Source organism: Phyllobacterium sp. CCNWLW183 (genome assembly GCF_037203775.1).
Taxonomy (GTDB): domain Bacteria; phylum Pseudomonadota; class Alphaproteobacteria; order Rhizobiales; family Rhizobiaceae; genus Phyllobacterium; species Phyllobacterium ifriqiyense.
Genome location: NZ_JBBCBN010000006.1, coordinates 179478 through 199075 on the forward strand (window position 1 = coordinate 179478; position 19598 = coordinate 199075).

Below are 19598 nucleotides of genomic sequence, written 5' to 3' on the forward strand. Positions count from 1 at the left end.
GCAAGGCTGGAGATGGCGCATGGGTGCGGAACATCACGGAAGCTTACGCTGGCGGCAAAATGGCACGTGGATGAAATGGGGAAAGCTTCCCGACGGGAGCATCAACAGGAGCTTTCCGATGAACCCTTTAACACTCAACCGCAAAAAAAGATCAATACCCCGCTGGGTGGGGCACAGTTGCCGAGCAATTGGCCTGATCAACCTTCTCGTTCTGCCATTGATTGCGCTTGCTGCGACCCTGTTTTCTGCAATTCCTTCGCGTGCAGAAGTTTCTTCTTCTCGAACACAACAAATGACGCTTGATGACGTAAAATCCGGTTCGTTGCTGTTGCAGGGCACCGCGCCAGGCCACTATGTGGCAGCCACCCGCGTGGCGACTGATGTTGACATCGTTGTCAGCGGCCCGACGGCTCGCACTCGCATCACCCAGATATTCACAAACCCTTCCAATGACTGGGTCGAGGCTGTCTATGCATATCCTCTGCCGGAGGACAGTGCAGTCCACGGGCTTAAGATGGTCGTCGGCAAACGCGTTATCATAGGAGAAATCAAGGAGCGGCTGGAGGCGAAAGCCATCTACGAGAATGCAAAGGCAGTTGGTCAGAAAGCCAGCCTGGTGGAAGCGGCGCGACCTAATCTTTTTGCCAACTCGCTCGCCAATATCGGACCGCACGAACAGGTCGTCGTACAGATCGATCTACAGGAGCCTGTCCGCCTTTCCGACGATGTATTTTCCCTTCGCGTGCCGCTGGTTGTTGCACCTCGCTATAATCCCGCCCCAGTGACGCAATCAGCGGATGTCTCCGTCAACGGCAACGATTGGAGTGTTGTGGCTGATCCCGTTCCTGACCGCGAAAAGATTACATCTCCTGTGCTCGATCGCCGTATCAACGCACCAGTAAATCCGGTGAGTATCAAGGTTCGTCTACAGGCGGGATTTAACCTTGACGAAGTCAAGAGCCATTTCCATTCTGTAAAGACGGAAACCATCGATGCCCAGACGCGGCTTATCACTCTCCTTGACGGCACCCATGCCGATAGAGATTTTGAACTGACCTGGAAGCCGAAGGAAAGCAAGGTTCCCGCAGTTGGACTTTTCCGGGAACATGTCGGCGACGAAGATTATGCCATTGCATACGTAACACCTCCCGCCATCCAGCAGCAGAAAGATGCACGTCCCCGCGAGATTGTCTTCGTCATCGACAATTCCGGCTCCATGGGCGGACCTTCCATGGATCAAGCCAAGGCCAGCCTGGATTATGCATTGAGCCGTTTAAAACCCGCCGATCAATTTAACATCATCCGTTTTGATGACACAATGAACCTTCTTTTTGTTGACACCGTCAAAGCCGATGCCAGGAACGTTTCCGTGGCTCGTGAATTTGTTGGCAGCCTTCAGGCATCCGGCGGTACGGAAATGCTTGAGCCGTTACGGGCGGCGTTGAATGACGCCCGTCCGGCTGATCAGTCTTTTATTCGCCAGATTGTTTTCCTCACCGATGGTGCTGTTGGCAATGAGCAGCAACTCCTGGATACAATTGCCGCAAAACGCGGTCGCTCACGGGTTTTCATGGTCGGCATCGGCTCGGCTCCGAACAGCTACCTGATGAACCGCGCTGCTGAGCTCGGTCGTGGCAGTTTTACATTCATTGGTTCGGGCGAACAGGTCAATGACCGTATGCGTGATCTGTTCGTTAAACTGGAAAACCCTGTCGTAACCAACCTTGTTGCAACATTCTCGTCCGGCAATGAGGACATGACACCATCCCAATTGCCTGATCTTTATCAGGGCGAGCCTTTGGTCATCGCAGCAAAGCTTGGCTCACTTTCAGGAGTTCTTACTGTAAAGGGAACGATTGGAAGGCAGCCTTGGGAGGTGACGGTTCCAGTAGCCAATGCTGCGACTGGTGAAGGCCTGTCTAAGCTCTGGGCGCGTCGCAGGATTTCCGATGCGGAAGTCGAGAATACGCTTGGCATCTCTGGCATCGACGAAACCAACAAGCGCATTCTCAAGCTGGCTCTTGACCATGGTCTCGTAACCCGTCTTACCAGCCTGGTTGCGGTCGACAAGACACCGTCACGCACTCAAGACCAGCCTTTGACACACTCTGACGTTCCGCTGAATCTTCCGGCGGGCTGGGATTTCGACAAGGTCTTCGGGGAGCACGCGGACCGCAAAGCTGATATCGATATACAAAATATCAAGCAGATCGCTTTGAACAGAGCGTCCGAGGTGGCCGGAGACTTGCAAGGACAGCTACCTCTGCCTCAAACTGCAACCGATGCTGAACTACGCATGCTCAGCGGCCTTCTGCTTCTCCTGGCCAGTGCCGGTCTGTTGCTCAACCGTAAATCCGGGAGCAAGTCATCATGATCGCGACGCCAGAAACACCCAAGGGCTGGGCGGTCTTGCGCCCGGCCTTTCGGCTCGTAACTATGATGGCTGCTCTTACCGGTTTCCTGCTTTTCGGCCAGGGCATTTGGGTGCATGCGAAGGCTGAGCTCGCGCAGATACTCCTGGAACGCGCATTTGCCGAAACGCTCGCAACTGGCAAGACTGTAAAACCTTGGTCCTGGGCTGACACATGGCCTGTTGCCCGCATAGAGGTTCCCCGCCTGGCTGAGAGCGCCATCGTACTGCATGGTGCAAGTGGTCAAGCCCTGGCTTTTGGCCCCGGTCATCTCGAACGAAGCGCTGAGCCCGGCGGCGATGGCACGACAGTCTATGCCGCACATCGCGATACACATTTTGCGTTCCTGAAGAATGTGGGTATCGGCGATGACATCATGGCCACAGGAAAGGATGCCCAAGCCTTCCACTACCGGGTGACGGAAACGGCAATCGTTCGGTGGGATCAATCCGGGGTCAACGCCGAGGCACTCGGCAAAAATCTCGTGCTTGCTACCTGCTGGCCATTCGACAGCATCACGTCCGGTCCAATGCGCTATCTCGTGAAGGCGACGCTTGTTCCGGGAAATTGAAAAGTGGCTCTTCAGCTACCCGATCGACTGGACGACGCAAATCCCACGTGTCTGCAAAAGGGTCTACGACCAGCATTTTGAAGGAGTTATCCCAAAGATAATTATCAATCATCGGAACGCTAATCCTTGCGCCTGTGCGATAGCTTGGGTCGATGGATTTGACCCGAAGCATTTCACCAAGATGCAAGACCATCTGGACGGGCGTATCTTGGAAAGGCGACCCGATATGCCAACAATGGTGAAATCTACTGCATCGCGTCAATTGGCTTTCTCATTGTTCTCGAAGAATGTGACTACGAGACTGGGAATCCTTCCAAAGAAATATCCATAACGGTCTGGACGAACTTTATTGTAATAAGGTTCCCCTTGAGTAACGATGCCGGGCTTGCCGGATAATCAAGAGGTGCAAGCTCTGCACAAATGGCAGAGCGCCGAGATGTCTCACGACGCCTTGCCGCGGTGTTGACGCGGGCCGTCAGAGGCTACCCTCCGCAAGCAGCTCTCGTGTCCGTTTCAGGGTCGATAGCAGGGCCGATTTGTATCCCTTTTCGCTGTCGAATTGCCTCTGTTCCGCCTGTTCTTCCGGACCATTCGGAACTTTGCCGCGCAGGCCGATGTAGCAGTAGAATTTCAGCTGCAGGGCCCCTGTTTCATCTTCGAAGATTTCGTTGATGATCGCGCCCTCACATGGACCAGTGGCTTGGAAGAAGGTGACTTTGCTATGGGGTTCAAGGGTGATGATCTCCCTGATGTCGAAGTGAGCGATGGTGGCTTCGCGCACGAAATGCGTCGCACTTTCCTCGATGACATCACAGCGGGTGCAGAGGCCAGCCGGGAGAAAGAGGCGCGCATCGCGTGCCTTCAGTTCTAGGCCCTTCCAGACTTGCTCGCGGGTCAGCTTTGTTTCGCCTTCGGGATTTACGGGGATGGTAGCGGTTGAATAGATCATGACGATGTTCCTTGTTTGGAAACGGTAGACGGCAGCCTCAGGCAGAGGGAGCAGTATCCTTGGCGAAGTCGCGATAGGAGCGGAGCGGGCGGCCGAGAAGTGTTATCAGGCGCTCGACGTCGCCGCCCTCGGGCAGCATGCCGTCGGTCAGGAAGCGCTCGCCCATCATGCGCATGTCGTAGGCCATCCACGGCGGCATGAACTGCTTCAGGCTCTGCTCGAAGACTACAGTGTCACCGCCTGCATAATTGATCTGGAGGCCAAGAACGTCGGACCAGATGGCGGCGATATCCGTTCCTGTGAGGGTGTCAGGACCGACAAGATTGATGCGATTGGTCGGAAGCACTTGAGGAGCCTGTTCGCGACGCTGCAGTTCAATTGCTGCAATCTCCGCGATATCGCGGACATCGATCATGGCGAGACCCTTGTCACCGACGGGCATCGGGTAGATGCCATAGTCCGTGATGACGTCTCTGATTGTCAGATCGTTCTGGATGAAGTAGGCCGGGCGCAGGATAGTGGCATTCATGCCCATCTGCTCGATCATCCGCTCCACGCCGAACTTGCCGGCAAAATGCGGGACGTTGACGTAGATGTCGGAGTGAATAACCGACAGGTAGACGATTCGCTCAACGCCGGCCGAGCGGGCAACATTGAGCGCGATCAAGGCTTGGGTGAATTCATCGGATACCACGGCGTTCAGCAGGAAGAGCGTTGAGACGCCTTCGAAGGCCCTCCGAAGCGAGTCGACATCGAGGAAGTCGCCTTTGGCGACGGCAACTTCGGCCGGGAAGTTTGCTTTCGAGGGATCACGGACGAGAGCGCGAACGTCTGCGCCACGATCGACAAGGTGCTGAATGACTTGGCTGCCGATATTGCCGGTGGCGCCGGTCACGAGGATAGTCATGGGATTTTCTCCGGGGTTGATATTGCTTGACACCCCGAATATGGACGGATCAATATCGATCCAATAGATCGATAATCTAGACACTCCGTCTCACTGTTAGAACAGATAACGGATCTCGTCGCGCTTGCTGACTTCAACCTTGTTGCCCGCCACGGCGGCTTCGGCAAAGCCGCACGAGCCACCGGGCGGCCGAAGGCAACCCCGTCACGCCGGGTGGCGGAACTGGAGGCTGCCCTTGATCTCAGGCTGTTCGAGTGCGGCGCGCGCAATCTTAAACTTACCGAGGAAGGACGTGCTCTTTTTGAGCAGACAGCCGCGCTCCTGACGGAGCTCTACGAAACAGCCAGCGCCATGGCCTCGGATGCGGAAAAGCCGCGTGGCAGGTTGCGGATCAGCGCACGTATTGCATGCTTTTGATCTCCCACCGCGTTAAGTTCAACACGGATGTCGAAGTGCATGACATCTTCACGGCTGCCCATCTTGGTATAGAGAGTCACTGCCGGATCATCTCCGTAGTCCGCCTGCACATAGATCACCCAGGCACCGCGGTCACGGGAGATCCTGCGAAGCTGCTCAATGAGAGAAGTTGCTACGCCCCTATGGCGGTGTTTTTCATCGACAGCCAGGTCATAGATATAGATCTCCCGGCGCTGGCGTTCAAATTTCTGGAGCTCATAGGCGACCAAGCCACCGATGACGTGGTTATCTTGTATGCAGACCAGAACGATGACGTGTTCCATCGACAGCAGATTTGAAATGTAGGCCGAAGTCGGTGGTTCGCCTGCGTAGGTAGCCGGATCACCGAAAGCCCGAGCAAACACGACGTTCATCTCGCGAAATGGGATTTCGTCGTTCGGTCCTAACCTTCGGATGTTCATTGACTGCATGGTCGTGCCCTTTAGCCTGTCAAGGGAGTTAGTTTGCTCCGTCGAGTCAATGCCCACGAGATAGAGCGGGATAAGTTGTGATTGTATAAGGGGCGTGCGCGCATGCAAATTGTTGCACCTTGCACCGAAACACTTGCCGGGCACATGGGATAATCTTCACGGCTTGCCGCCAGGAAGGTTTGCGGCCTAACGCCCTCGACTGATCGAACCTGACTTCTAACGAAACTCCAAAAGCCGAACGGCCGATGCAGAAGTTGCAGACGGGATTGCGTGAAAAAAATCGACAAGACGGCTCGTTCTGTTGTCCGTGCCAGCGATTCGATAAGCAAATCCCAACGAGAGCAATCACAAGTAAAGGTTCGTCACCCAGTTATTATCATACCGTCCGTTCAGTATAGGCCATGTAATAAACATAAATGTTCTTTTAGCCTTCGGGACGCAAGTTGAATAAACTTCATAGCATGTCGCCGTTTAAACCAATTGCCTAAGCTCTGCTCCGCATACAGGCGAAGTGGTCTGTCTCGTCTGGATCGTGACCAGAAGATCGTTGCCCTGATCCGATCTGCCACAACCAATCTCATTCACCTTCTATTCATCTTGGCGATTTATTTTCTAAGGCACGGGGGTCCATTAGAATGAGGATTCTGCGATGTCACTTAGATCAGGGTTTTATGCGCTAATTCTTGCGCTGGGTTTCTTCTCATTTGCTCCTCCGGCGGGAGCTGCACCATTATCGTATAATGGTAGCCCCGAAATTTCCAGGCCAGTTGAAGCTGTTGGCTGGCGTTGTGGCCGCGGCTGGCGGATGAACAGGTATGGCGATTGTGTTCCCAATCGTCGGGCATCAGTTTGTGGTCGGGGATGGCGACTAAACCGATACGGTGAATGTGTCAGGGTAAGGCCGGTTGCTCGCGTGTGCGCACGTGGTTACCACCTGACGCCGCGTGGCTTGTGCGTGAGGAACTGGTAGAAATCCAAATTCCGGACGCCGGTGCACGAGCGGCAGTCTTCGGGCTGCCGCTCAATCTTTCGGCCTGCTTTGGCCCTGTAGTGCCTGAACGAACTGCGTCAAAGAATGGATTGAATCTGTCGTAGGAACAAGACGATCAAAATCCTCGGCTATTTTGGCGCACAGGTCTGGTGTCAGCTTCCTCAGATTTGAAGTGACCAAATTGAAGTCTGGAGTTCCGCGGCTGGCAATTGAACGAAGGATAATAAAGGTCTCGACTTCGCCGTCGTCACGCTCGACAAATAACGCCAGCGAACCGCCATCGGCTGCTGCAGCGCTGTCATTTATTTTCTTGAACATTGCACTATTCTCATTTCGGTTCTGAATGAATCCATCTGTAACTTGGAAGTTTTTGCGCAGTACGTTATCGGCACCTTTGCAGTGCCGATAACTCATGGCTTCGTAGAATGCACGGGCTCGTTGCCCGGTAGGAGACGAATCGACTCCCGCCTTTTGACCCAGTCAACGGTGCATGACCTGAATATTGTGACGGTCCAATCGACAAACTGGATATTTCAGGTTCGCATTGACTCCCTACCTCAATTGTCAGACAGTCAATTGTCGTCAGGCATTTATGACCACTGACGCTCGAGAGTGCTTTGAGCTTTCGCCTGGCGCAGCTCGTTATGTGCATTTAAGTAGATTTTCGCATAGCCATGTCCCACCTGATGAGTGGGACATAATGCAAACCATTCGTTGCGAAGCATTTCAAATTTTTCGTCAACAGCCACACACTCCATGATACGCCAAGACTTGCTCACAAGGGCTCTCAAAGGGCCGTAGAGACAGAGATCAGTATCAAACATGTTATCATTGAGCCACGGCCACATCCGGTTTGCATAAGCATAGTGACACAGCCAGTATTTATTCAATTTGAGGAGGATGCGATGAAGTACATTCCAATTCCTAAAAGGACGACGCGCCGGGAAAGCGAAACCAGCTCCGGAAAACTAATCGCCTCGAGCACGAACGTGAGGGCCGCTCACGGTCTTGAACCTATACCGTCGACGGATTGGACCGAATTGTCCAATATACTCAGACGTTCGGGCGGCGGTTTTTCGCACACTCGCAAGCCTGCGGGCTGATTTCGATATGGCGGCACAACATGTCAAAGAGATCGATGAAGCAATAAACGAACTTATTGCTGCTCGTCGGCTGGAAATTATCCAGATTGCTCAAAATGGTGCAAATCCTGGACCGATTAAAAACCTGATGGAAATTCAAATGGCTATTGATTCATTGCTGAGAGCTAGAAAGCATGAGCAATCTCTTTAGCCCGTTAAACATAAGGCTGGTATAACGAAGACAAACAGATAGTCCAAACCAAGCCAACATCGCATTGGAAGGGCCGAGGTCCCGGCAAGGTTGGAGAGACTTACACCGTCGATCACCCGATGGAGGCGTTTAAGCTAAACAAGGATGTTGCCCAACAGTTGATTATTAAATTTAATGGCGACTGTGAGCGCATCAACGACTCGGTCAATGCTCGAAGGCCACGCAGATAATTCCTCCGTATGGCTCGCAACATGTCGGCATCAATTTACCCGACGGTAGACAGTCAACTGATGTTGTGGAAAACCTGAGAGCGAGGAAAGGCCTGAGCATCAAGACAACATCGACATCACCGCGGCTGTAATAGCCAGGAAGCCGGGTCGGGCAATGCCGATGCGCACATTCTGAGGGGATTGTTAAAAAGAGGACGGCGCGGCTGTGATGTTAATCCAACAGAAGCGGTTAGATTGTACCGCGAGGCGGCAGATCAAGGTCATGCCGGGGCGCAATATCGACTGGGTCAAATGAGCGAGTATGGTATAGGCTGTGGGAAAATCGGTAATAGGAACCACTGTAGCAATGGGCTGGCAAATCGCCTCTCCATCTCGAAGAACAAGGGTTTGGTGTGCACAGGCAACGGGAGATCATGATGTCAAAGCGCAAGCTCATCCACATTGGAACCGACAAACACGGTGAGCGGAAAAATGAAGAGAGCCCGTTCACTTTGTCTGTCAATGTTGGTCAATTCCCATCCTCCGACCAGTACAAGGTAAAAAACGACGCCACCCCTGGCTCGCGTAACCAGAACGATCATAGATCCACGTGAAAATCGCCACCTACAATGTCAACGGAGTGAACGGCCGTCTTGATGTCCTTCTCCGTTGGCTCGGGGAGGCGGAGCCGGACGTTGTTGTTCTTCAGGAGCTGAAAGCGCTGGACGCCAGATTTCCCGCCAAGGCTATCGAGGCTTCGGGCTATGGCGCGGTTTGGCACGGTCAAAAATCCTGGAACGGCGTCGCCATTCTTGCCCGGGGAAAACAGCCGCACCTTACGCGAAAAGATCTCCCTGGAGAGCCCGAGGATGAGCAGAGCCGGTTTATCGAGGCCATCGTTGACGGTATTGTGATTGGCGGCCTTTATCTTCCCAATGGCAATCCTTATCCCGGCCCGAAATTCGACTACAAGCTCCGCTGGTTCCGGCGTTTGCATGACTATGCCGCGGAGCTCCTGGAACTTGAGGTTCCGGTCGTGCTGGTGGGCGACTACAATGTCATGCCCACGGAACTGGACGTCTATAAACCGGAGCGCTGGAAGGACGACGCCCTGTTTCGCAAAGAAGTTCGGGAGGCCTACCAAAACTTGATCAATCAGGGCTGGACTGATGCGCTGCGGCAGATGCATCCGGGAGAACGGATCTATACGTTCTGGGACTATTTCCGCAACGCCTATGGACGCGACGCGGGCCTGAGACTCGACCATTTCCTCCTCAGTGCCGATCTTGCAGGACGATTGGCAAAGGCCGAAGTCGACAAACACGTGCGCGGCTGGGCCCATAGCAGCGATCACGCGCCGGTGTGGATTGAGCTAACTGACAAGATCAAGCGGAGAAAATGAAATGTTGACCAGCAAACGATTTCCGCAGCGGTCTGAAAAACCTGTTAGATCGAGCTGCGGCTTCGGATCTAGGCATCCATTGCCCCTGGAACCAAATATGAGGACTTGACTGTGTGCGCTCTGCAATTGCGCTTTGCTAAATTGGCCGATTATGAACAGCTAACTCGCACCCGTCGCTAGATGGTTGTGGCACAAGCACGCATTCGTGTACCGGATGTGCATGGTATTCATCGCGGCGAACGACTTGAGGCTGTCACAAAGGCCAAACGGCTTCGTAATTGGGTGACTTTGATCGAGAACCTGTACGGAAACAGAGTTCTCCCATTTGGCTCCAAGAAGCTTACGCTGCTGGCGTAATCGTTGAGCGTGCTCGAGCGCATGAACCTGGTTTTGTTGAAATCGCTATTGCGGCTACCGCGGATGCCAACGGCCTGACGGTGTTAACCGCTAACGAAAAGCATTTTGGACCGATGGGGGTAAAATGGTGGAATCCGTTGAAGGAATTGCCGCTTTCTTCATAAAGATTGCAGTCCCTGTAAAGCCTACGTGAATCTAGTCGCGCGCCCGGAACGTGGACCTAGCTCAAAAATCTCATTATCGAATGGATCTGTACAAAATAGAAAGTCCTGGGAAAACGGTCGTTTGAAAATGCCGATAATAGGCAAATGAGCATGCCTGCGATCGTAGCGATGTCCGAAAAGCAAGGGAATACGGGCGTTTCAAGCGGCGATAGATGCGTATGTCTTGGCTGTATACGCTATCGATAAGGGTTAGTTATCGATGGTTATATCTCCAACCCACGGAACTAGGTAGTGACGGACGCAAACTATCCACTGGTGTCCGTTTAGCAAATCATTTACCATGATTTCAATGGCTTATGATCTTGAAAAATTGCCCATCCAGACTCTGCTGCGGCCGCTTTCCGACGCGGGTTCGGCGTTGACCCGTCTCGATGAGCGCATTGCCCGTTCGGCCGTGGGCGAGGGCTGGATCGAACGCTCGCATTTCGCCGACGCATGCGCCTCGCTGTGGATCGACGGCGAGCTGGTCCACCTCGAGGACCTCGTTCTTCACGACGCCACGCGCGATATTCGCACGCCGACCCACGAACTGACAATCGCCCGCGATGTTTTGAAAACCCGCCGCCGCATCGCCGCACAGACTCCCGGCTGGGCCCTGTCGCCGGACGGTCTCCGCAACCTACGAGGCCAGGCGGCGGAGGCATCTGGCGGCATCGCGGGTGAGAGCGAGACGGCCCAGGCTGCCCACCAAGTCTCCGGAGGAGGGAAGGAGGACGACGTCGAAGATGTAAACCCACTTGACGCCGAATTCGCTGCCATTGATGCGCTGCTCGCCAGATCCGACGCAGCAATCGAGAATGCAAAACGGCCCGGCCGCGCCGGTGCCTTGGAAAAGGATCCGCTTGTTTACGATCTCGACTGGGACGAGGACGAGCGGCTGGATGAATGGCGCGGCGTGTTGCGGCAGATGCAAGACCTGCCACCGGTGCTGCAGGCGGTGCTCGCCCTTGACGCCTGGAACGAACTGTCCGTTCTGCAGCATGCGCCCTGGCTTGGTCGGCTTCTGGCAGCGTCGATCCTGCGTGATGCTGGGCTGACGACGGCAGCGCATCTGGCTGCCTTCAATGTCGGCTTCAAAACTATCCCCGTCGATCGCCGCCGCCATCGCGATTCCGAAACTAGGCTGTTGGCCATGCTTGCCGGTATCATCGCCGCCGCAGAGCTCGGCCTGAAGGGGCACGACCGGCTGGCTCTCGCGCGGAAAATGATGGAGCGGCGGCTGGTCGGGAAGCGCACCTCGTCAAAACTCCCAGAGCTGATCGAGCTGGTGATCTCGCGTCCGCTGGTGTCGGCCGGGATGATCGCGAAGGAACTCGCCGTCACACAGCGGGCGGCGCTTCGGATCGTGGAGGAGCTGGGGTTGCGCGAGATGACGGGGAGGGGGCGGTTTCGGGCATGGGGGGTGCTCTGATCCACCGCAGCGTATATTCGTCGGAGGTGGAGAACTCTTGAGATGTGAATACAAGCGGTCGCCCTTAGAACACTCGAAAAAATTCAGCGAGATGAGCAATTTGATACTCTTCGTCGCAACGCAAACAAGGCAGGTGGACCCGTGCCGGCTACGAGTTAGGGTGACAACCTGTGCACCGACGGTGCTATGATGATCCGCTCCGCCAATTGCTATGGATCATCGAAACGGAGGGGCGGACATATGGCAAAGACCGATATCGGACTGCGGCAGGCGCACAGGATTGCCAACATGCCGGCCGACAAGCGCGCGGCGTTCATCGCCGAGGGCCTGCCCATCCTGCTGGAAAGCGCATGCGGCCTCTATGCCGCGTCGCAGAAGGTCTCGGACATGCCCCGTGAGGCCGGGCCATGCGGAAGAGGAAGCGGCCAAGATCCTCATCCTCATGGACATCGTCCGCTGCCCCAAAAAGCGCGTCGCCGGCAGGATCGGGACGTTGATGAGCCGGTACTATGACCATCTTGCGCGGCTTCTCTATGCAGAAGCTTGCCAATGGCGGCCGGTCGATCTGAAGGAATTGCGCAAGATCATCGACCAGCGGCGCGTGACGCACTACCTTGAAGACGGCATGGGCGAGTTCATCGCGCCGAACGATCTCATCTACCAGCGCGAAACCCGCCTCTATGCCGACATCGAAGGCCTTTATGACGGCACCCTGTAGTGGGTCGCACCTGGTGGTTACACCAGCGTGTTCGATTTCAAGCCGAGTGCGCTGGTCGTCGCCGAAGCACTGTCCGCGGTTGGTGCCTCCAGCATCAATGGAATCAACGCCGTGTCCGCGGTCTGGGACGACGTGGATTTTCAGGATGACACGAAGTCCGATGAAAGCGACCGGCTCATTCAGGCCATGCTCGAGCGGCTGATCGAAGAGAAGTTGGTCACGGAAGCCGCCAGTGACGACCATGTCGGTCAACTATTCAACCGCTGGCAAATGCCGCTCTACGCGCTGGATATGAAGTCCAAGGTGGTGGAGCGCCCGGCACTGGAGGAGGAGCAGGAACGCATGCTCTGGGCGGAGATTGGCGTCACCAACGAATATTGAGCCTACCGCTTGAGTGGGCCCATCGCGGCATAGGTTCCAGGAAATTCGCTTTCCAGCAGTGTCTCTTTCATATCGTTGAGTTCCTGCAGCTTGCGTACCGTCTCCTTGCTGATCGTTGAGAGGCTATGGGCGATCACGATGCCAAGCATCGCTGGGCCGCCGCTATATCGACCTGTATCGCGATGGCGTGGCGGTGTTTCGCGAGCGGCATAAGGACGGAGATCCGGGAACATGTTCCGAAGATTTCCCTATTCGAAAACGGTAAATCCGGTAATAGCCTCACCATCGGTGGGGTCGTAGACCACTGCCACCGCATGCCTAGCGCGGGTGAGACCGACGTAGAGTTTTGCGCGGGTCTCGGCCTTCAACGCCGATTGGGCATTCTTCAGCCAGTCCATCATTTCTTTGGTGGGATAGATAATGACGCGGTCGAAACCGAGGCCCTTGGACCGTCCGAAGGTTAGCGCCGGTAGATCGGCAGATGCGATCTTGACGGTAGAACTCCATCGAAGCTGCACCGGTCGTCTCGTCTCAAGATAGCGGGGCAGATCCCTACGCCGGACGATGTAAAGACCCGCATCATCAGGGACCGGTTGCCTGCAGTCGGGGCATGTACATGCCGTCGCAGACACTAATTTTGGATATAGCCTGGACGACAGTTCGCAGATAGCCGAGCTATTGCGATGCGATATCACGAGGCTGGTCACATCGATATCGCATGCGACTTTTCGGCGAAGTTCTGTCTGAATAAAGTCAGCAATGCTGCCATCCCTATACTTTTTGAGACGAGCCTCCAGATGGGTGACATAGGTGACCTGTCGGGGATCACCTACCATGACGATGTTGGCAGGGCTCTTGAAAAGCGCCGTTAGAATGTCGAGGTCGTGGCCCGCAAGGTCCTGTACCTCATCCACGAAAATAGAGGGATAGATACCGGAAAGCCGGTCGATGACAGCACCGTCGGATGCTTCGTTGCACCGCATCACCAGCCTCGACAATTTGTCTGAATAGACGCGATTTCGGCGGTCGAAGTAGCAGTGCCTGAAATCCTCTTCGCCCCAATACATGGGACGGCCTTGCCGGTCGCGCCTGCGAAATCCCGATCTCTGCGAAACCAGAAGCATGCCGGCAACATCCCAATCGAACAGCTTGCCTTGAAAGGGCTTGATGCCGTGCTCGATCAGCAGACTGAACCAAGTCTGGATATGCACGTTGCCCGGAACCGAGCCATGGATTTCGAAAAATTTGCGCCGGATCTCTTCTTCGTTCGATTCCGTGTAGGTGGTGATGAGGACTCGTTTTTGTTCAACCGCAAGCGCCTGCCTGACGAGGTAGGTGGTCTTGCCCGAACCTGCCGCAGCTATGACAAGCTTGTTTGGCCCGATCATTTGGCGATCGCATCCAGAATGTATTTCGGGTAGTCGATTTTTGTCTTCGACGAAAAGACGGCCAGCGCACACTCGGTCTTGTTGTTCTTCATGTATCGATGAAGGTCATCGAGCTTATGCTTGGTACCGAACAGCGTGTTGAAGGTCTCAACGCTATTGAATTTGACCAGTTTCGGCTCGAGGGTGTTGTAGTTGAAGGGCTTGCCGCCAAGAACCAGTTCGCCCTTATCCACCACGGGGTCATAGCAGACTTTGATATAATCGACGTCCTTGTATTTGGCATACTTCTTTTCAAGCGCAGCGATATCGCCGTCATTGTCGGTCGCGACCACGACGGGGATTTTCAGCGCCACCGCCAGTTCGAGAAAACGCAGGAACGAAAGCCCGACCGAGATGACATCGATCTCGTCGTCGATCGGCAGTTTTCCCCCGTTGGCATCCATGTAAGCCCGTTGGACGACCAGTTCATCCGCATCGCCCTCTACAAGGATCGACTTCTGCGACAGCACAAGACGCAGGGTGTCGTAACCAGGCAACTTATGGAAGAAGTCGCTCGCGGCCAGATCCTTGATCCGAGTGACCTTCGCTTCCCGCAACAGTATCAGATGGTCCAGTCCGAGTTTGTTCGCGACGAAGCTGCTATGCGTGGTGATGATGACCTGCTTGCCGCTCTTGTCGGTGCTGATATCGCTGATGAGCTGGTTGAGCTTCGAGTGCGACAGGTGGTTTTCCGGCTCCTCGATCAGCAGTACGGTCGCTTCGCGGTTCTTCCTGCTGCTCAGCGCGAGGCGCGTCTTGACGATGCACTGCTCGCCCTTGCCGATATAGTGGAAAGGGACATCCTCGATATACGTCATGAGGCTGTTTTCCCAGGCATTGTGGGAAGACATATCGACCGAAATGCTGACCTTTTTTCGGCTGATCTTCGCCGCTTCCGCCAACTTTTCATTGATGGCGCCGACATTGCGATCGGCCTTAAAGGCGTCTTTCAGCTTGCGATGGGCCTGGGATATCGCAACACGTTCCTTGTCGTCCAGAAACTCCTTGATGATGCGGGAGATGTACATATCCGAACCGCTCTGCACACGTGTGCTCGTAGAATCAATGAGGGCCGACTTGACAGGAATGGTGCGGACCATCGCCGGTTGGCGGGAGAATTCCGACCATTGCACCTGATAGAATTCCAAGGGTATCGAGTTGATCTCCTGGTTCTTCAGCAGCTCGGAATAGGCACCGTCATATTTCTTATCGAACTCGATTGAGAAGAGGAGGCCGCGAGCCTTGTCGTTCTTCTCGGAATTCCCGTTTCCCCGCAGGTCTTCCAACGCATCGCCATCCCCGCCCAGAAACAGCTCGATCTGGATCTCCGGCGGATCGAGAGGTTTTTTCACAGCGATGCTGTCCAGATAGGCCCGCTCGGCCCTCCTGTTAAAAAGATAGGGAGATAGTTCGTTGCGCAGGTATTTCCCGTTCAGCATACCCGTCAGGCATAGATGGATCGCTTCGAGCAGCGTGGATTTTCCAGCCTCGTTGTTGCCGACAATAATGTTGACGCCGTGATTGAAATCGACCTCGAACCATTCTTCAAAGCATTTGAAATTCTTGATTTTGACTTTTTCGATATACATCGCTCACCCCACGTCCTGCGAAGCAACCATAGCTTGTTCGGTAAAAAACGGCGAGCAGGAATGAGCGAAGGATGTGCATTGATAGCGACCAGGCTGTCGTCAAAACCTGTTCGCTCCGGTGCGCCAAAGAGCGGGATCGCTCTCGCGCCGCTGGCCAGCACGGCGTGCTGAACTTGCACAGATTTAGTCCGCTTATCACGCCAGTAGCAGTCCGAATTCTCCGACAGATCTCAGGGTTAGAATTTGCAAGAGTCAGGTTCGGCGGGATTCCAATCGCCTACCAAACGCCTCTCCCTGTCTGTCGTACGCCCGGCGGGCGGACGTGGGCAAAAGCACGTGGAGCAGTCCCCTCGCACGCGAAAGTCCGGCATAGTGGAGCATGGCCCATTGTTCGTCACCGGTTTCCGCCATGTCGATCGCAATCACGACCTGCCGTTCCAGCCCCTTGAATGAGTGCATCGTCGTAAACAGCAAAGATCCGGCGCGCAGTGCAGCTTTGTCCGCGGGACCGACGAGTCGACGGCCCGCTATTTCGCGCTGCCCCGCGAGGAGTGAGTTCTCATGGCGGCGGGTCGAGAGGATAGCGATGTCGCTGGCCGGGACATCCCGGGCGATGAGATCGCGAATGATGGCTTCTAATTGCGCGATTCCATCTTTCGCATCAGCATGGTAGTGAACCTGGCACTGTGGTCCGTCCGGGGCACCGACTACGGCCAGGTCAATCCCTGAGATGATCGAAGCCTGCACGGCTACCTGTCGCGTGTTCCGGCAATTCTCGAACAGATCATCGAAAGCGGGTGCTCCTTCGCTCAACCTCTGCTCCACCATTTCCTGGGTCTCGACGCTGTAAATGTTCTGAAGCGGGTCCAGGAAAAGGTGCCACTGGCCTCGCCTCAACCCGTCACGAACCAGCAGATCCATAACGTCAAGATGCTCCGGGGTGAGAAGGTCCTGAGCCTCGTCCACTATCAGGACGTCCCATAGCTCAGGAGCGTGTTCGCAAAGCGCTTCCGCCGCCAGTTCGGGGAACCGCTTCGGGAAGAACTCGTGGTGGTCAGAGTCCTCCTTCTCAAGTTGTGGTAGGAGACCGGCGGCTGCGATTAGTTCGTGGTAAAGGGCGTGTATATGGCGGACCTCCAGCTTCGCGCCACTATCATCGACTGCGAGCCCCTCGCCCACGTGAGCGGCCAATAGCTGATTGAAGCAGAGCATTAATACGCGCTTGCCATTCGCGGCGAGCTGTCGCGATCGTTCCAGCGCGATAACCGACTTGCCTGTACCGGCCGCTCCACGCACGACCGTCCGCGGATTGGCCGCTAGGCGGCGCGATGCCCGAATCTGCTCATTAGACAGATAGATCAGCCGCGCGTCGACTCCGGTGAGATACCCGCCCAGGCTCAGTGCAGTTTCAAGATCCGGCCTTAATATCTGCCTCGCGAGAAGGATCTCGTCCGGTCTAAGGCCGCGATAGGTCCTACCACGCTTTTCGAGACAGACATCATACCAGTATCGCTGGATCGCGGAGATGAAGTGGGCAAGGGTATCGCGGAATTTCCGCTTGTCGAGTAGAACCTCCGGAATGATTTCCGCGCCGGTCGTAGTGAAGGTCGTGTAGGGCATTACTACGCCGAAACCAAAAAGCACATCCCTGAATGAGCCGGCTGCGCCGTGAAGACGGTCTCTCACTGCGTTCATGGCGCCCGACGCCTGTGACCACGGGCTTTCCTTCTTTGTGTAGCTTTTGAAGTCGCCTGAGAAAGTCCAGACGCCGTCGGTACAGGAGACCTTTCCTCCTTTCACCTCGATCGCAAAGACGCCGAGGTGTGAAAGGATTATCATGTCCGCTTCGCCCCAGATCTTTTTCTCGTGACCCGGCAATCCCAGCGAATGGAGCACAACCCAGTCGGCCGGCAGTTCGCGACCCAGCCGCTCATATACGAGCCGCTCGCTGTTAGGACAACGCTCAGGAACATCGGGGATCAAGACTGCCATTCGGCCTCCGGCACGAGATTGCCAAAAAAGCCTGCAAACGACTGATCCGCGTCACCGACCAGAACAGCGCGATCGAGTTCGCGGTTGAAACGTTCACAGGCGGTTTCAGGAAGAAGGAGGCAGCAGTGACAGGCCGCACCGCTAATCCGGTCGCCTGACTGCGAGGGATCCGTCTCCAGGCACACCGGATCACTGCCACACCATCCGGCATTGGCAAGCGTTCTGAGTACGATCGGTTGAAGCAAGTCGGGGGCGCTCAGGCGAACAAGCCCTCCAAGACTGCCTTCGGAGTCCGGCGAACCGGTGTAGATCAGGACGCCATTCATCGTCCTCCCGGTGTCGGAAACAAATAGCCGTTCGCGCAATGCAGAGGCCGAGTAGCCGCACTCGACCGAAATCTGTCGAATGAAAGCGTGAGCGAAAGAGTGGACCAGCAGCAGACGCGGGGTGATCGTGTAGTCTCGCTCATAGCCGCGCTCTTCGGCAATCTGCATGCTCCGAGTCTCGAGGATGGCGATGCGGGCGGCTAGGCCGGGATTGTCGTCGATCCACTTATCGACGGTTTCCGTCCTGAAGCGCAGAAAGATGCCTTCACCTCTGATCTCGGCGCCGGGCAGCCAGGTCCTTTCAGTCTTCGAGAGTGGGGAAACCTTGCCTTCCGCAATCGCTTGTCGCACGCGCTCCGGACTCACCGGATGCGGCTCAATCCGGGAGAACCCTGCAAGGGCACGCACCTCGCGAAGCCGGGACGTTGCCCCGACCAGATCGAACCAGTGTGAGAGCGCTGGAGGCGGGTCGAATACCTCGTTCTGGAACTGCGGCACAACCCCGCCGACGATGGGGTCGTCGCGGTCCTGCGACAGCGCATCATACTCTTGCTCACGCGCGACTTTTTCGGTCAGAGGAGGGCCGCCTACTTCAATCGACCGCAGCCGTCGGTATGCGGCCAGCAACTGATCTACGGGTACGCCGTAGGTCTGCGACACACCTGTCAGCACTGACGGAAGTGCCGCCTCAGGCACTCCATCCAGATACATCCGGGATTGCTCGACGATCTGCGTCAACGCCTCTGATGCAGGAGGTATGGACAGCGCTGAGCCAACTACACCAAAGTGCACGTTAGAGGCACCGCGCAGCAATGCGCGGACCTGCTCCCGGCAGTCAGCCTGACGATCATGTAACCAGGGCCTGAAGCCATCGCACGTCCATCCAGTCAGCGCATCAGCACCAAAGGCTGTTCCGAGCGATTGCATGGTTTTCCGTTCGGGGGTGCTGCAAGCCTCGCAGACCACAAAGAGGTCTGCGAGCGATGCAGACTCACCGCGCGAGCCCAACCGCAGCAGGGGACGCTGGCAAATGCCTCCCTCACAACCACGATGCGCCCACCATTCCCAAGGGAAGTCGCTGAGGTGACCCCGACGGCAAGCTACGACAAAGCGGACGGGGTTCGTGAAGACTTTGCCATCATGGGCCGTGCAGCGAAGTCGGGCCCCATCGTCGGCCAGTTCGAAGGGAGTGCTCTCCTTTCCTATAATATGGCACTTCGGGCATTCATGCCATTCGGGGAATCTGACGGCAGGTGCTGCGCTGCGAGCGCGGATTTGTGTTGTTCCAGCAATTTGCTCCTTCACAGGACCCATGCGGAAGTGGCTGACGCCAAGCATCGACTGCAGCCGTTCCTCGCCGATCCTAAGCGATGGAAGCGAGTTGATCCGCTCCCAATCCTCCAGTCCCATCGGCATGAACGAGCCCTTCTCCAGGTCGATGATCGCCCCAATGCCGAAGGAAGAGACAAGCTGGGATCGGCGAACCGTCCCGATCGGTTCCACCGCATCAGTCGGTTCGGACGCAGGGGCGTTCCGGAAACGTCTTGCCATAT

Annotated in this window: 18 protein-coding genes and 2 pseudogenes; 10 read left to right on the plus strand and 10 right to left on the minus strand. The window is 55.6% G+C overall.

Annotated features, from left to right (window positions below):
* Positions 1-118: 118 nt before the first annotated feature.
* Together V9K95_RS15140 and V9K95_RS15145 are read left to right on the plus strand one after the other, a co-directional pair.
* A complete protein-coding gene (locus tag V9K95_RS15140) occupies positions 119-2374 on the plus strand; it encodes a marine proteobacterial sortase target protein (protein ID WP_336441166.1) in 2256 nt (751 codons plus the stop codon).
* The gene (locus V9K95_RS15145; protein WP_336441165.1) at positions 2371-2982 is read left to right on the plus strand and encodes a class GN sortase; all 612 of its coding nucleotides are present in this window, start codon (positions 2371-2373) and stop codon (positions 2980-2982) included. Before V9K95_RS15140 ends, V9K95_RS15145 begins: the two co-directional genes overlap by 4 nt.
* A 475-nt stretch (positions 2983-3457) precedes the next feature.
* Here V9K95_RS15145 and V9K95_RS15150 read toward each other — a convergent pair whose 3' ends face one another.
* Together V9K95_RS15150 and V9K95_RS15155 are read right to left on the minus strand one after the other, a co-directional pair.
* Positions 3458-3931, minus strand: coding sequence for an SRPBCC family protein (locus tag V9K95_RS15150; protein ID WP_336441164.1), 474 nt, complete (start codon positions 3929-3931; stop codon positions 3458-3460).
* Between the two features lie 37 nt (positions 3932-3968).
* The gene (locus V9K95_RS15155; RefSeq protein ID WP_336441163.1) at positions 3969-4838 is read right to left on the minus strand and encodes an SDR family oxidoreductase; all 870 of its coding nucleotides are present in this window, start codon (positions 4836-4838) and stop codon (positions 3969-3971) included.
* 105 nt (positions 4839-4943) lie between these two features.
* Between V9K95_RS15155 and V9K95_RS15160 the strand changes: the two are divergent.
* Positions 4944-5237, plus strand: a pseudogene (locus tag V9K95_RS15160) (LysR family transcriptional regulator); the annotation flags it as partial.
* A 44-nt stretch (positions 5238-5281) separates the two neighbouring features.
* Here V9K95_RS15160 and V9K95_RS15165 read toward each other — a convergent pair.
* Positions 5282-5725, minus strand: a pseudogene (locus tag V9K95_RS15165) (AAC(3)-I family aminoglycoside N-acetyltransferase); the annotation flags it as partial.
* 649 nt (positions 5726-6374) lie between these two features.
* On the opposite strand from V9K95_RS15165, the gene V9K95_RS23725 reads away from it, so the two are divergent.
* Positions 6375-6695 carry a GCG_CRPN prefix-to-repeats domain-containing protein gene (locus V9K95_RS23725; protein ID WP_442958562.1) on the plus strand — a complete coding sequence of 107 codons (321 nt, stop codon included), beginning with the start codon at positions 6375-6377 and terminating at the stop codon, positions 6693-6695.
* 51 nt (positions 6696-6746) lie between these two features.
* Here V9K95_RS23725 and V9K95_RS15170 read toward each other — a convergent pair whose 3' ends face one another.
* Positions 6747-7034: a hypothetical protein gene (locus V9K95_RS15170; RefSeq protein WP_336441161.1), complete on the minus strand. Its 288-nt coding sequence runs from the start codon at positions 7032-7034 to the stop codon at positions 6747-6749.
* A gap of 792 nt (positions 7035-7826) precedes the next feature.
* Between V9K95_RS15170 and V9K95_RS15175 the strand changes: the two genes are divergently transcribed.
* The 4 genes from V9K95_RS15175 (at position 7827) to V9K95_RS15185 (ending at position 11612) form a co-directional block, all read left to right on the plus strand.
* Positions 7827-8009: a hypothetical protein gene (locus V9K95_RS15175; RefSeq protein WP_336441160.1), complete on the plus strand. Its 183-nt coding sequence runs from the start codon at positions 7827-7829 to the stop codon at positions 8007-8009.
* 410 nt (positions 8010-8419) lie between these two features.
* Positions 8420-8656, plus strand: a complete 237-nt coding sequence (locus tag V9K95_RS23730) for a tetratricopeptide repeat protein (protein ID WP_440809915.1) — start codon at positions 8420-8422, stop codon at positions 8654-8656.
* 172 nt (positions 8657-8828) lie between these two features.
* Positions 8829-9620 carry an exodeoxyribonuclease III gene (xth, locus tag V9K95_RS15180; protein WP_336441159.1) on the plus strand — a complete coding sequence of 264 codons (792 nt, stop codon included), beginning with the start codon at positions 8829-8831 and terminating at the stop codon, positions 9618-9620.
* Positions 9621-10481: 861 nt separating this feature from the next.
* Positions 10482-11612 carry an RHE_PE00001 family protein gene (locus V9K95_RS15185; protein WP_336441158.1) on the plus strand — a complete coding sequence of 377 codons (1131 nt, stop codon included), beginning with the start codon at positions 10482-10484 and terminating at the stop codon, positions 11610-11612.
* 216 nt (positions 11613-11828) lie between these two features.
* Here V9K95_RS15185 and V9K95_RS15190 read toward each other — a convergent pair whose 3' ends face one another.
* Positions 11829-12041 (minus strand): hypothetical protein, encoded by a 213-nt coding sequence (locus V9K95_RS15190; RefSeq protein WP_336441157.1) that lies wholly within the window; start codon positions 12039-12041, stop codon positions 11829-11831.
* 13 nt (positions 12042-12054) lie between these two features.
* On the opposite strand from V9K95_RS15190, the gene V9K95_RS15195 reads away from it, so the two are divergent.
* Positions 12055-12330: a hypothetical protein gene (locus tag V9K95_RS15195; protein ID WP_336441156.1), complete on the plus strand. Its 276-nt coding sequence runs from the start codon at positions 12055-12057 to the stop codon at positions 12328-12330.
* A 27-nt stretch (positions 12331-12357) separates the two neighbouring features.
* On the plus strand, positions 12358-12711 hold the full coding sequence (locus V9K95_RS15200; RefSeq protein ID WP_336441155.1) for a hypothetical protein: 354 nt from the start codon (positions 12358-12360) through the stop codon (positions 12709-12711).
* A gap of 2 nt (positions 12712-12713) precedes the next feature.
* Here V9K95_RS15200 and V9K95_RS15205 read toward each other — a convergent pair whose 3' ends face one another.
* The 5 genes from V9K95_RS15205 to V9K95_RS15225 form a co-directional block, all read right to left on the minus strand.
* On the minus strand, positions 12714-12944 hold the full coding sequence (locus tag V9K95_RS15205) for a hypothetical protein (RefSeq protein WP_336441154.1): 231 nt from the start codon (positions 12942-12944) through the stop codon (positions 12714-12716).
* Positions 12945-12959: 15 nt separating this feature from the next.
* Positions 12960-14099, minus strand: a complete 1140-nt coding sequence (locus V9K95_RS15210; RefSeq protein ID WP_336441153.1) for a UvrD-helicase domain-containing protein — start codon at positions 14097-14099, stop codon at positions 12960-12962.
* Positions 14096-15727, minus strand: coding sequence for an ATP-dependent nuclease (locus V9K95_RS15215; RefSeq protein WP_336441152.1), 1632 nt, complete (start codon positions 15725-15727; stop codon positions 14096-14098). Before V9K95_RS15215 ends, V9K95_RS15210 begins: the two co-directional genes overlap by 4 nt.
* 252 nt (positions 15728-15979) lie before the next feature.
* The gene (locus tag V9K95_RS15220; protein WP_336441151.1) at positions 15980-17719 is read right to left on the minus strand and encodes a nuclease-related domain-containing DEAD/DEAH box helicase; all 1740 of its coding nucleotides are present in this window, start codon (positions 17717-17719) and stop codon (positions 15980-15982) included.
* Complete coding sequence (locus V9K95_RS15225) at positions 17707-19596, minus strand: DUF1998 domain-containing protein (protein WP_336441150.1); 1890 nt, start codon at positions 19594-19596, stop codon at positions 17707-17709. The genes V9K95_RS15220 and V9K95_RS15225 overlap by 13 nt, the downstream gene beginning before the upstream one ends.
* Positions 19597-19598 lie beyond the last annotated feature (2 nt).

What these genes read in the sequence shown, in the direction of transcription:
- V9K95_RS15175 (WP_336441160.1), top strand. Translation starts at nt 7,827, where the DNA reads ATGGCGGCACAACATGTCAAAGAGATCGATGAAGCAATAAACGAACTT.
- V9K95_RS15145 (WP_336441165.1), top strand. Translation starts at nt 2,371, where the DNA reads ATGATCGCGACGCCAGAAACACCCAAGGGCTGGGCGGTCTTGCGCCCG.
- V9K95_RS15150 (WP_336441164.1), bottom strand. Translation starts at nt 3,931, where the DNA reads ATGATCTATTCAACCGCTACCATCCCCGTAAATCCCGAAGGCGAAACA.
- V9K95_RS15205 (WP_336441154.1), bottom strand. Translation starts at nt 12,944, where the DNA reads ATGTTCCCGGATCTCCGTCCTTATGCCGCTCGCGAAACACCGCCACGC.
- V9K95_RS15195 (WP_336441156.1), top strand. Translation starts at nt 12,055, where the DNA reads ATGGACATCGTCCGCTGCCCCAAAAAGCGCGTCGCCGGCAGGATCGGG.
- V9K95_RS23725 (WP_442958562.1), top strand. Translation starts at nt 6,375, where the DNA reads ATGTCACTTAGATCAGGGTTTTATGCGCTAATTCTTGCGCTGGGTTTC.
- V9K95_RS15215 (WP_336441152.1), bottom strand. Translation starts at nt 15,727, where the DNA reads ATGTATATCGAAAAAGTCAAAATCAAGAATTTCAAATGCTTTGAAGAA.
- V9K95_RS15155 (WP_336441163.1), bottom strand. Translation starts at nt 4,838, where the DNA reads ATGACTATCCTCGTGACCGGCGCCACCGGCAATATCGGCAGCCAAGTC.
- V9K95_RS15170 (WP_336441161.1), bottom strand. Translation starts at nt 7,034, where the DNA reads ATGTTCAAGAAAATAAATGACAGCGCTGCAGCAGCCGATGGCGGTTCG.
- V9K95_RS15210 (WP_336441153.1), bottom strand. Translation starts at nt 14,099, where the DNA reads ATGATCGGGCCAAACAAGCTTGTCATAGCTGCGGCAGGTTCGGGCAAG.
- V9K95_RS15140 (WP_336441166.1), top strand. Translation starts at nt 119, where the DNA reads ATGAACCCTTTAACACTCAACCGCAAAAAAAGATCAATACCCCGCTGG.
- V9K95_RS15185 (WP_336441158.1), top strand. Translation starts at nt 10,482, where the DNA reads ATGATTTCAATGGCTTATGATCTTGAAAAATTGCCCATCCAGACTCTG.
- V9K95_RS15220 (WP_336441151.1), bottom strand. Translation starts at nt 17,719, where the DNA reads ATGGCAGTCTTGATCCCCGATGTTCCTGAGCGTTGTCCTAACAGCGAG.
- V9K95_RS15225 (WP_336441150.1), bottom strand. Translation starts at nt 19,596, where the DNA reads ATGGCAAGACGTTTCCGGAACGCCCCTGCGTCCGAACCGACTGATGCG.